The organism is Anatilimnocola aggregata (assembly GCF_007747655.1).
GTDB lineage: Bacteria > Planctomycetota > Planctomycetia > Pirellulales > Pirellulaceae > Anatilimnocola > Anatilimnocola aggregata.
This window is the reverse complement of the sequence record NZ_CP036274.1, coordinates 8,227,846-8,240,539: the sequence shown is the minus strand read 5'-3', so window position 1 is coordinate 8,240,539 and position 12,694 is coordinate 8,227,846. Positions and strand designations below refer to the sequence as shown.

Below are 12,694 nucleotides of genomic sequence, written 5' to 3'. Positions count from 1 at the left end.
AAGTGCAAAGCTGACTTAAAGAACTGTCAACCAAAGCGGGCAGATTGATCGCCTGCGCGACTAATTAAGAAGAGGGCCAGAGTATAATTCGCAGGTTCATCCTCGGCAGCTGCGGATGACTTCACAAAGCACCACCGCCTTGGGCAATAGCCAGATTGGTTACTGACTTCAGTTCGCCATTTTTGCCGCAAGGTTACGTTGGGACATCTGATCCCAAACGCCGAAAAACAAAGTTTCCGACAATTTTTTCCACAAGCGGCATCAGCAATGAGAAATTGATTGGCTTTAGGAACGAACACCTAATCCCCGCCTCGGCTGCCTCTCCCGTGGTGGTGATGGAAGTGAAGCCGGTTATCAGTGCAACCACGATGTTTGGCTGCATGTTCTTCAAGCGTCGGCAGAGTTCCAGGCCGTCCATGTCGGGCATGTTGTAGTCAAGCAGCGCCAAACGGTAATGATGGCCCCCGGACAATTCCAAGGCACTTGCACCATCGTGGGCCGTATCCACCGTGTAGCCGAGATCTAAGAACACGTCCGACATCGAATCGCAGGTGTCCGAGTCGTCGTCAACCAACAAGATGTTTGTGTCTATCACCGGTATTCTCCCTGTTGTGTTGGGTACCGACGATAAAAAAGCCGACGTGGCGGAACACCCAGGGGTCGTCCACTACGTCGGCTTACTCATTAGCCAACGCTGCATTGTACTCCTCAAGTCGGGGGTAACACAGGCCGAGGATGCAACTTGGTTCATTCCCCCGATCATATGCACGCGGAAACCAGTCTTGCACGTTCGACTCGATGGCGAAGATCCCGTGGCAGACCCGGCGTAGCCAAGCGGTTCGAGGACAGTGCGGCCGTAGGTGAAGTGATCGCGGCGAGACGATCCGGTCGCATCTCTCCGTGAACAAGTTCACCACTTCGGTGAATCAAGCGGACAATGCTCGGTGGCCATTGCGATCTTGTTCGTGATGCTGACCACGCCAGTGCATCTGCAGCCACACATTCCGCAGACGTCGTTTTTCAGTAACGGGCACAGCTGGCAAATCGTCGAGTAAATACGCGTGACCTCGGCAGCATCGCGCACCGGCCGTCCAGCGGAAGAACCGCGTGCTGTTCACGGTCCCCGTCAGATCGTGCAGCTTCTGCGCATGGTCCAACGTCACGACCTCCCTGGTCGGGACTCTCCTACTAAACGCGATATCTGTTTGTCGTCTCAGATAGGGACGCGGTTTTGTGTTAAGCGGTAATGAGGAGAGTTCGGCCGGATACCCCAGTCTCTAGTTTTGGCCTCGGGTTAACAGCCGAGAGAATGATTCGAAAGCCGTCTGTGAAGATGGGCTGTTAACCACCTCCCTGTGCACAACCCTCTACGTGACAGTACTCTCTTTTTCGATTTTCATAAGTGGTTGTGAGAGCGGTAATTGCTGATTCCGAGTCCCGATCGGTGTCCGAAACGGTCGCAACCCTCTTCGAACTTTTTAGGCATCGGGTTAACAGCGGCGCGCATTCTCTGCGCTCTCGGATGCGATTGAGCAACGTCGCTCCAGCACATCGACCTAACGCGCGATACGTTTCAAATGGCCGACGGTCCCGGCGGGGTGCAAAAAAGAAAGCACTCCCATCATTTCGCTGCGTCAAATCCATTGTAATACGCATCCTACTTCAAAGTAGCGCCGTCGGCGTAGGGTGCGGCGCACACGGTTTTCATCAGATCCGGGTCGAGGACGGCGAGTTGCCAGGCTTTGATCGCCGAGGTTTCCAGGTCGGCGTAGTCTGCGTAGGCCCGATTTGACCAGTAGTGGCTCTTCAAATAGTGCCAGAGATTTTCGATCGGATTGAGTTCCGGGCTGTAGGCCGGCAGTTGAATGATGGTCACGTTTGCGGGCACGTTCAACTCGCTGCTGGTGTGAAAGCCGGCACCATCCCAGATCAGCGCGGCGTGTTCATTGGCGGTCAGCGTTTGCGAGAACTGCTGCAAGAAGATGTTGACGATCTTCGTGTTCAGGTGCGGACTGAGCAGACCATCGGAGTGGCCCGTCTCCGGACAAACGGCACCGAGCACCCACAGATATTTGTATTCGGTCTGCCGCACGGCCGTCGGTCGTGAGCCGCGACGAGCTCACACATTTGTGGTCGTTCCATGTTGGCCAAAACGCGACTCATCTTGAAAGTAAACCCGCACGCTCTTGCCGACATGCTCGGTGCGCAGGGCTTGCAAACGCGCCGGCAGTTCCCGCTTAAATTGCTCTTGCGCTGCGGGATTCGACCGCCGATGACGAGGCCGCGGAGTCAAATAGGAATAGCCCAGCCGATGCAACAAATGATAAACCGCGGCCAGCGAACGGAGCACGCCAAACTCTTCGGCGAGAATCCGCTGCACATCGACGCCGCGCAGCGAACACACCTCATCCGCGAGCGTCGCCCCAGCTTCGAGCCGCTCGCAAACTTGCACTTGCTGCTCGGGTGTGAGCGTCGGCTTGGGTTCTGCTCCGCGACGATCATCCAAACCCGCGAGCCCGAATTCATTGAAGCGATAAACCCACCGCTGACAAACTCGCCGCGACAGACCCACCGACATCGCAATCGCCGGAGCCGTCCACCCACCGATCGCCAGAATCACAATCCGCAATCGCTTCGACTGCGCCGCATCCTTCTCGACTCGCTCCCGCCGAACCAACTCTTCGAGCGACAAATGCAAATGCACGTCCAAGGCAACCTCCACACTGAATGGGCTGCCCTATCATGCTGGGTAGACTGCGCTGGCGCAATAGGATGCGCGCTATTTCAACCTGGGATGCGTATAATTCGATGACCAACGTCTTTCGGTCCCTGCTGCTCGTGATCGCCGGCTCCACGCAGAAAGAACTGGCCCGCCAGATCAAATATCTGAAGGTCGAGAACCAGATTCTCCGGTCAAAGTTGCCGAAACGCATCACGGTCACCCTCAAGGAACGAAATCGCTTGGTCAAGTTTGCCCAGAAGCTCGGCGGCAAGGTCCTGAGGCAGCTGACGACGATCGTGGCGCCGTCCACCATCCTGGGCTGGATCCGTGCCGAGAAGAAGCAGAAACCGAAGAAGCGGAAGCGGGGCCGGCCGAACACACCGGAGCAGATCCGCGACCTCATCCTGCTCACGGCCAAGGAGAACCTGCACCAGGGATGATGGGCGAGTTTAAACGCTTAAGATTGCACATCGAAGCCGGAATGCAGTGAAGTAAATTCCAGTAGCGGTTGCCTATTATGCTGCCGTCTGGTGGCCGCCAGTAAGTTAGCCTCAAGCAAGTTGAAACGAGTGCCTGGGGAGTAACGTAATGATTTTAATGCAAATCATGAGTTAAAATATGCTGGCGATCAAATCACAGATTCCCTCTCCAATACCTATCGCCGCCCCCGTAAATGCACCCCATTTGGCACCGGCGAGGACACCAGCCGCCGTACCAGGGCCAGGCCCCCAAGCGATTGTACCGATGACTCCGCCAATGATACCACCGATGACCGTGCCGGCCGTAACATATTTCAATGTCTTTGTTACGACAATTGCACCATCGCTGGGACCGACCTTGGGAGAGCCCCCTTCGAAGCTCGTTCCCACCGCCGATTCGGAACGTGCCACAATAACATTCTTTGCCGTGTCTGAGCTTCCTGTAATAACGGTGTCGGCAGAGGTAGTGACGATCGCGGTGCCATTGCGGATTTGAGCGGCCTGGATGACTAAATCAGCGAAGAACAAGTTTGCCCCTTCAGTATCGCAGATGATGTCGTAGCCAAAGCCTCCGTCTATAACATCATTGTGCTGCCCACCATATAAACAATCGCTTCCGAATCCACCCAATAAGATGTCATCACTATCGTATCCATAAATCGTGTCATTTCCGTCGCCTCCGTATAGAAAGTCGGGCTGTTCACTCCCGTGGAGTACATCATTCCCGGAACCGCCAATGACCCGCTCAAATGCTCCTCCAATACCATTTATGATCCGCAGAGATTCGGTCGAAATCGTACCGTTCACCCGCAGAGAGACGAACAGATCGCGCGACACGTCACTAAACTCGAGCGTGTCTATGCCGTTTGCAATGCCAACAAGTTCGACGATAGTGTCAACTTCGAAAGGTGTCGCTTCGTCCTCGAAGACATAAGTGTCATTACCGAGGCGGCCAATCAATAGGTCGTTTCCGACGCCGCCCGCCAGTCGATCATCACCATCTCCACCCGTAAGCCGGTCATTTCCCGCGCCACCGCGAGCAGTAATTCCAAATTCCGTTGCGATGCTGGTGATCGTGTCATTGCCTCCGAGGCCACTCACTTCCACGCGATACACCTCGGTCACTCCCGGCAATGGCTTATAAGCCCATTTACGAGTCACTTCCTTCCCTGCCCCGCGGAGCAGGATATAGCCATCGTTCTGAGCAACAGTGAGGATGTCGTTGCCGGGAGTGCCGGCAGCGAATAGGACGCCGTCGTTCGAAGCCAGTATGTCGAAGGCTGCACTGCCGTCGAGCGTATCGTTCCCCTCTTCGCCATACAGACCATCCGTCGGGTTCAGGCCGCGGAGAAAATCGTTGCCGTCGCCTCCTTTGATGATGACCGGCGAAAGCACCGAAACATTCGTGATCGTGTCATTGCCATTCAATCCCAAAACCTCCACACGGGTCGGCGTCGGCCAGTTGCGTGTTAGATCCGTATGCAGCCCTAGGTCGGGCCGGTGACCACGGATGATTACGCGGCCATTGTTGCGGTGAAACTCGAGTGTGTCGTCACCAGGTGTACCAATCACGTACAGCACATTGTTGCTGACATAAATTCCATCGACGCCGCTGCTCCCCTCGATCAAGTCGCTTCCCTCATCACCGTAGAGCGCGTCCAGTGCGTGGGAGCCCGCTAAGCGGTCGTTTCCCACGCCACCATGAGCTACAACCGGCACGGTTCCGCCTTGGTTAACGATCGTGTCATCGCCGCCAAGCCCTTCGATTTGAATGCTGGTAATTCCAGCCGTGCTCCACTCGCCGGACAGACTGCCAGCGATTCCGGAAACCAAAATACGACCCGCCGACAGTGGAGAGACGGTGATGGTGTCATTGCCTTCGCTCCCACGAATGGTGAGTCTCCCACCATCGGTAGTGGCCAAGGGCAAACTATTCCAGGCGTTGGAGATTCCCGTGTAGCGATAAGCCACTTTGCTCACGGTTAGGCAATAGAGCCCGCCATCCGGCGATACGCCTAGCGAGGTGACTTCGGCACCAGAAATCGCATTCCAAATATTACTGTTGCCGGTGTAACGGTAGACAATCTTGCCAGTCGTGAGGCAATACAAGCTGCCGTCGGCCGTGGTCGTCAAGGTAATGACTTCCGCACCGGAGATGGGCGTCCAGCTATTGCCGGCGCCGTTGTAGCGATAGACCAATTTTCCCTGAGTCAGGCAAAAGACGCCTCCGTCGGGCGTCGTGCTGAGTGAGATGACCTCTGCACCTGAAATCGCACTCCAAGCGTTCCCGCTGCCGGAGTAGCGATAGACAACCTTACCAGCCGTGAGACAGTAGACGGTGCCGTTCGCGGCAATACTGAACGAAGTGACTTCTGCGCCGGTGATCGCAGTCCAACTGTTGCCTGTGCCCGAATAGCGGTAAACGATCTTGCCCGTAGTCAAGCAGTAAACGTTGTTATCCGCAGCAACCTGCAGTGAAGTCACCTCGGCACCCGAGATGGCGTCCCAGCGATTGTTCATGCCGGTGTAGCGATACACAATCTTGCTGCTCGTCAAGCAATAAACGGCGCCATTGGCTGCTACGCTCAACGAGGTGACTTCCGCGCCAGAAATGCTGCTCCAGGAATTCGTCCCGATTGCATAGCGGTAAACGATCTGATTTTGCATTAGGCCATAAACCACGCCGTCCGGCGCAACTCCGAGGCTCTTGATGCCAGTGCCAATCGCGCCAAACCCGACTCGCTCAACAACGCCGTCATCGCGCAGAACATAAATCTTGCCGTCCGCGCTGATGCCGGTGGAAATGACTTGAGCACTCATCTCCCCTTCGAGGAGCGTGTCATCGGCGTTTTGGCCGAACAGACGATCGGTTCCAGCACCGCCGCGAAGAATGTCGCTTCCCAGACCACCAAGCAGCCAATCATTGCCGCCTCCTCCGACCAATTCATCCTTGGCATTGGTTCCTACCACGCTGTCGTCGCCCAAGCCGCCATCGACATAGGCGGGAACATTCAGTTTCTGCTGACCGCTGAGGCCCGATGACAAGTCGACCAGATCGTTGCCATCGAGGGCCGCAACGCGAATTGCCGTCACCTGTCCGGCGGACCACGATCCGGCAACTCCTTCTACGCTGATTTGACCGTTCATCTGGCGGACGCGAATCGAGTCATTTCCCGGTGTCCCTTCAATGACTAATACGCTCTGGGTAAGCGCCGCGCTTATCGCCGACGCCATGACTTCGCGACGCTCAAGCAATTCCACACCATTGCCGAGGCGACGGAACGTCTTACTGCTACGGTGTTTATGACGGGGCATTGAAGTGATTCCTAGGTTGACTGACTGTCTCAAGTTCACGGTAGACAACCATAAAATGCGCGCCGGGCGAAAACCTTACACCGGAACGAAAGAATTCTCGCTGAAAGCGAAATTGACATCGCCAGGTATCGGGAGCCACCCAAGTGTTTCAGTTGCGGCAGCAGCACCAAAGTCGAGTCCGCTAACCGTGAGGTCCTTCGCCGAACCCGCGAAGCGAGCGGTAGAATGGACCGATGAACTGGCTCGTAGCCGAGCTATCGCTGGCGACAGCAAGGCGACTTAAGTTGCCGCGTCTTGCTTGGCAACGTGGTACACCCTCAACGACAAAACACGCCGTTACTTTTCGTCGTCACTTTCCAAAACAACGCGAAATCCAGTGCTAGTTGAAACTCTTTTTGCAGGAAGGCGGTGCCGAAACGCACTACGGGATGTCGTCGGCTCGCTCGAGAATGAACTGCCACGCACGACAGGAAGTGATCCGAAGCGGTCACTTTTCGGATCGGTTACCAGCAATACAGGATATGACTGATAGTCATCTCGACACCACTCACTCACATTGCCCACAAGGTCATAGAATCCCCAAGCGTTCGCTTTGAAGGTTCCCACGGGCGCTGTAAACACCCTCTTATCGCTCCAGGGAACCCGAGCGCTTGGCTTCGTCAGATCATCATCGTCCCGACCCGCAAGATTTCCCCAGCCTTCTCCCTGGTCAAGACGATCGCCCCAATGGAATGGGGTTGTCGAGTAAGCGCGGCACGCATACTCCCATTCAGCCTCGCTAGGAAGGCGATACTTCTTATTCTCTGCTTTTGATAACCATTCGCAAAATGCCGTTGCATCATGCCAACTAACAGACACAACTGGATGGCGATCATCCTGTTCGAACCCCGGACTGCGCCAAGTCAGAACGTCACGCGTTGCGTCGGATGCCGCCGACTCCGCTTCTGTCACATACCCTGACTTTTCAATGAACTCCGCAAACTGACCTCGCGTCACCTCGTGCGCGGCCAAGAACAACGATTTTGTAAACCGAACGGGGTGGATTACCTCATCAGGTCGTCGCCCTTCTTCGTTATTTAGACTTCCCATCCAAAACCGACCGGACTCTAACTTGATCAACGTCATCCCAAGGGTATTCGTAATTGACGCAGCCGGCGCGCTGGCTCGGATCTTCGCCGTCATTTGCTGTGCCTCCACGTTGGCCGGATCGAATATTAGCACTCGTTCCAACGACGAAAGGGCGCTGTTTTGGGTGGCCTGGGAATCATTCTGCTTCGCGTCTTGCAAGAGCCCCGCCATATACTCGAGCCCCTCTTTTTTTCGCTTCGCATTTGCCGCACCCTGCTCGCGACTCTTTCGCAATTTAATAGGCTCAATCTTGCTCAATTGAATAGGCAATTTATCCCATGCTAGGGCTCCCTCGAATGCCGAGGTAAAAAGCGCCCGAGCCTCATGCTCCGAGACATCAAGAACATCGGAATCGACCGAAAACAGACGATGTCCCAAGAATAGACTAGATTCGCCGATCAGCCCATCTTCGTGTGCCGTCTTCAACCTCGTAAGCAGTGACTCTGCGTCCTCACGCCGCTGCACTGATGCCCGTCGAACTTCTTCGTGAAACTCCACTTCCCTAACGCGATAGGTCTCTACATCTGCCGGCTTGGCAATTCTTAACACCTCATAGTCTGGTCGAATCGAGGTTCGGTTAGAACCTGTGACCAGCAACGAGGTCTCATCGGGCGATACATTGATCGAACCGTACAGGCCCGATGGTGCTCGAAACGAGCAGATCTCATTCCACGTGACCGTTTCCCAGATACGGCAGACTCTGTCGGAATGCGATGTTATTAAACGTGAGCTGTTAGGTGACGTCGCAATTGCCAGGACAGCCTCACGAGTATTAACAGTTCGAAGCAACTGACCAGTTTTCATGCTCCAGACGCGGAGAGTGCGATCTGTTCCGCCGGTGACGACGGTGGACCCGTTGTCTAAAAACGCAATACTTGTCACTGAAGTTGCATGCCCACGCAGGCTTCCAATAACGCTACTCGTCTTCCGGTCCACAATGATCACCGTGCCCGGCTCACTATCGAAATAGGAACCCTCTGCTAGCAAGAGCAGCTTTCCGTCGGGTGAAAACATGATGTTTTCGAAGCCTGCACCACCAACGCCTTTTGGAAGCACAATTCGAGCATTCTTTTGAACAGTACTAATCCCGGGTAGAAATATGATGTTCGGCGCTCCGGTCTGCGAAGCAACGCCGACAAGTGCCAGCTCCCTTTCATCGGGCGCTAAGCTTATGAGGCCGCTCTGTGAGTCAATCAAGCAGGTGGTCACTTTAGCGCCGGTGGCTGCATCCCAAACACACAGCTCGCCTGGACTGCGAGGCCCGTGAGCCGGCTCACTTTCACTTGTCAATAGCCGCCGGCCGTTCTCCACGAATCGAACACCAGTAATGTTTTGGGTTCCTACCCTCTTCGTGAACAGCTGCTTACGAGTAGATGTGTCAAACACAGACACATGCTGGTAGCCGCCGACGGCAAACTTACTCCCGTCCGGTGAGAAGTCACTTCCGTAGCAATCGGAGCGGACACCTAGAGTCTTAGTAGCAGTGGGATCATCGAGGCGAATAATTGATACGCGACCATCATTTAGCCCAAGTAGTGCCTGCTTTCCGTCGCAGCTCAACGCCATGCTGGAAACGAGAGCCAAAGGTACAGCAAATTTGCCATGTTGAGTTAAATCCGAGACCTGAAACAACCGCAGCTCACCATCATACTGATCATTGGAATATGCTCCGACAATTGACTTTCCGTCGGGGGTGAACGCTACTGCATAGGAATCAGAAAATGCGGACAAAGGTGATTTTGCCAGAGTCGCCTTAAGCGTACCGGAATGCAGATCCCAGACTTTAACTGATCCATCTAAGGATGCCGTACAGAGAAGTTGCATGTCGCGTGAAAACGCAACTTGACGAATTGCATTGGTATGACCCCGTAAGAAGTACCGCAGTTCGAGCGTGTCGGATGTTATTACAGCGCAATGATTGTCGCCAGTTCCCGTTGCTAACAATGTGCCGTCGGCTGAAAACGCCACTGAATAAACGGGCCCTAGGTGATATTTGCACGAGTTCAGAACAGTGCGATCAGTCGAATCGAGCAGCAAAACCTCCCCGGACCTCATTCCACATGCGATGCGCTCTCCATCAGGCGAAAACGAAACACTTAGCGGTTCAAGTCCATTTACTGCAACGGACTCTTGCTGATAGTCGCTCGTTGAACAAATTCTTAGTCCGTCACCCGCTTGCGAGGCACTTGCGATCGCGAGCAGTTTTTCGGTTGGCGAATGCGCAATTCCGAAAACGCGTTCGGGTTGTGGAAGTAGCTGCAAGAGCTCGCCGGTCCGCGAGTCCCACACTCGAACTGTCTTATCAACGCCGCCGGTGGCCACGAGAGAACCGTCCGGCGAGAAACAGCAAGCGAGGACGTATTCGCGATGTCCCTGCGAACGTCCATTTTGAAGCAATGATTCGTTATCCCATACCCGCACCGTTCCATCAGCACCACCTGTGGCAAATTTGCGGTCATCGGGCGCAAAGGCAACACTACACACCGATCCATCATGCCCGGATAGTCGCCTGATCCAAGAATACGTTTTCAGATCCCACACATCAATCGTTCCTGACGCCGATCCGTCACCTCCTACTAAGATTCCAATTTCACCAGATTTAGAAATTGCTAAGTCTTTAGTTGGCGCTGCTTCCTTGGATACAGACTGCGCGATTTGCCCAAGTTTGCGATCGTACTTGTAAAGGCCGCTTCCATTCGTGACGGCCGAATGGAGAAACGCTCCGTCCCGGCTAAATCCAAGTGCGAAGGTGTATATTCCATGACTTGCAAGTTCGCGGCCATCGCTGATTGCCAACAGTCTGGTTTGACCGCTGTGATCACTAATGGCAAGCACTTCACTGTCTGGAGAAATGGCGATAGCGGAATGCCCAATGTTCCTGCGAAAAACCTCAGACCAAGATCTTGTCTCCCACACGCGAATTGATGCTTCGCCTCCCACAACTAGAAGTTTGCCGTCATCCGAAATTACCAAAGTCAAAGGTATCGAATTCACCACATCAAGCGTAGTTAGACCAGTGAGGAACTCTCGTTCTTTATTAAGTGAGGTCGCATTCCAAATGATCACGTTGCCATTGTCTGCTGCTGTGGCAAACCATTTCCCGTTTGGCGAGAAGGAAAGTGCCTTCACTTTGGCATTTGGCTGGTGAATACGATTCCGAATGGTGCGATCCGAGGTATTCCATAAGATTACACTCCCATCGTCGCTTGCAGAGGCGAGAGTTTCACCACTCGGAGAATACGCTACGCAGTTGACACGTTTCTGATGCCCGCGAAGGGCAAATGACTGCTCATGGCATTGCTGCCATAACAGTAACCACTCCAGGCTACGCAAGTCACGTTGTCCTGGCTGCGGTATTTGCTCCTCAAGTAGTTGCTGCGCCCTTCCCACATATCCATCTTGCCAAGCCTGAAATCCCAAATTCATCGCCGATACGTAGGCACTCCAACGCGCGTCTTCTTCCTTTTGCTTCGCAAACCGCGACTGCTCTTCTGCTCTCTCGGCATTTGCGCTAGCGCGCTTCGCGTTTGTTTCAGCAGCATGCCGATGCTCGTCCGCGATTTTTGCGTTTAGGTTCGATTTTAATTCGTTCGCTTTTGCCTGCAGCGCGTTTGCCTCGGCGACAACTGCATTCTGCGCAGATCTGATCCAAAAGAATGTCGAAACGCTAATTCCGATAAGTAACACGGTGAGGACGGTTGCGAGCAGACCTGCTATATCGGGGTGACGCCGTGACCAGCTAACGAAGCGGGAAAGTCGTCCGATGGGTCGTGCGAGAATTGGCTCCCCTCGCAGCCAGCGTTCAAGTTCCGCAGCCAACTCGCCGCAACTGGCAACGCGCTTCGCGGGATCTTTCGAAAGGCACTTAAGGGAGATCGTTTCCAGATCCCGCGGAATGCGGTGGTCAAGCTTTCGGGGGGACGGCGCTTCATCATGCACAACTTGGTGGAGTAGCATACGAACATTCCCACGGAATGGGAGTTCGCCGGTAAGCAACTCATACAAGATAACGCCTAGCGAGTAGACGTCTGAACGATTATCGGCACGATGTCCGCTACCCACGGCTTGCTCTGGGCTCATGTAAGCTGGAGTGCCGAGTACTTGGCCCTCTAACGTGATGGTAATTTCGTCGGCGCTGCGCTTTGCCAGACCAAAGTCCATGACGCGGGGACCGCTATCATCCCCGAGCATGATATTCGAGGGCTTTAGGTCGCGATGGATTATACCTTGATCGTGAGCATGTTCGAGCGATCGAGCAATTTGAACGATCAGGCGGGCCGCCTCTCTATGCGTGAATCTTCGCCCGGTCAACGCATCCGCAAGAGTTACTCCTTGCACGAATTCGGTAACGAGGTAGGGGAAGCGATCGCTGCGTTCGACGGAATAAACGGCAACGATTCCCGGGTGACGTAGCTTTGCAGCACTACGGGCCTCGCGAACAAAACGATCTTCGTCCTCCGGGGTCGCGAGCCGGCCGCTGCGTGGTACTTTGACAGCGACAGTTCTGTCCAGTTCCTTGTCGTAGGCCCGATACACCGTGCCGAAAGCGCCTTGACCAACGCGTTCTATGAGTTGGAAACGACCGAGCATCGGGAGCTGAGTAGGATTCCAAGTCTTTGTTTCCGAATGGTCAAGCTGCAATGAGCTTCCACATGAGGGACAGACCACTTCGTTGAGATCCTCGTCCGCAACAAGTTCAATCGGGTTATGGCAGTGGGGGCAGTTGAAGTGCGCGGGCAAATCCTGTTTCAACGACGGCGATCGACGACTGCGCAGGGCTCGCATCAGATCTTCGACGACCTCAGGTAATTGGCCCTCAGCATCTTGTCGAACGAATTGGGCAACCTCTCCACCGCCCACAGAAACGTTAGCTAAACGTCGTTCGCAAATAGCACACGACTCGAGGTGAGGCACGACCACATTAAGCTCGGCTTCACTCAGCAAGCCTTCATAAAGACGCTTAAGTAGTTCGTCTGTCAGACATGACTCAGGATTCATGTCATTACTTTCGGGTGACATTTCGTGCTTGTCCGAATGCTGTGGTAGCTAG

The 12,694-nt window shown here is 54.4% G+C and carries 6 protein-coding genes and 1 pseudogene; 2 read left to right on the top strand and 5 right to left on the bottom strand.

Features of this window, described 5'->3' with window-relative positions; all coding sequences use genetic code 11:
- Positions 1–193: 193 nt before the first annotated feature.
- Entirely contained in the window at positions 194–595 is a 402-nt protein-coding gene (locus ETAA8_RS31360; RefSeq protein WP_145098436.1) for a response regulator, read from the bottom strand.
- On the opposite strand from ETAA8_RS31360, the gene ETAA8_RS31355 reads away from it, so the two are divergent.
- Positions 585–830, top strand: coding sequence for a hypothetical protein (locus tag ETAA8_RS31355; RefSeq protein ID WP_145098433.1), 246 nt, complete (start codon positions 585–587; stop codon positions 828–830). The two genes, ETAA8_RS31360 and ETAA8_RS31355, sit on opposite strands and share 11 nt — an antisense overlap.
- Positions 831–926: 96 nt before the next feature.
- Here ETAA8_RS31355 and ETAA8_RS31350 read toward each other — a convergent pair whose 3' ends face one another.
- Together ETAA8_RS31350 and ETAA8_RS35495 are read right to left on the bottom strand one after the other, a co-directional pair.
- A complete protein-coding gene (locus ETAA8_RS31350) occupies positions 927–1,157 on the bottom strand; it encodes a hypothetical protein (protein WP_145098430.1) in 231 nt (76 codons plus the stop codon).
- A gap of 500 nt (positions 1,158–1,657) precedes the next feature.
- Positions 1,658–2,704 (bottom strand): annotated as a pseudogene (locus ETAA8_RS35495) (IS630 family transposase).
- A 104-nt stretch (positions 2,705–2,808) separates the two neighbouring features.
- On the opposite strand from ETAA8_RS35495, the gene ETAA8_RS31335 reads away from it, so the two are divergent.
- Positions 2,809–3,162 carry a hypothetical protein gene (locus tag ETAA8_RS31335; RefSeq protein WP_145098421.1) on the top strand — a complete coding sequence of 118 codons (354 nt, stop codon included), beginning with the start codon at positions 2,809–2,811 and terminating at the stop codon, positions 3,160–3,162.
- A gap of 171 nt (positions 3,163–3,333) precedes the next feature.
- Here the strand turns inward: ETAA8_RS31335 and ETAA8_RS31330 are convergent, their stop codons facing one another.
- Both ETAA8_RS31330 and ETAA8_RS31325 read right to left on the bottom strand, forming a co-directional pair.
- The gene (locus ETAA8_RS31330; RefSeq protein ID WP_145098418.1) at positions 3,334–6,516 is read right to left on the bottom strand and encodes a tectonin domain-containing protein; all 3,183 of its coding nucleotides are present in this window, start codon (positions 6,514–6,516) and stop codon (positions 3,334–3,336) included.
- A gap of 336 nt (positions 6,517–6,852) precedes the next feature.
- Positions 6,853–12,663: an SUMF1/EgtB/PvdO family nonheme iron enzyme gene (locus tag ETAA8_RS31325; protein WP_145098415.1), complete on the bottom strand. Its 5,811-nt coding sequence runs from the start codon at positions 12,661–12,663 to the stop codon at positions 6,853–6,855.
- Between the last annotated feature and the right edge of the window lie 31 nt (positions 12,664–12,694).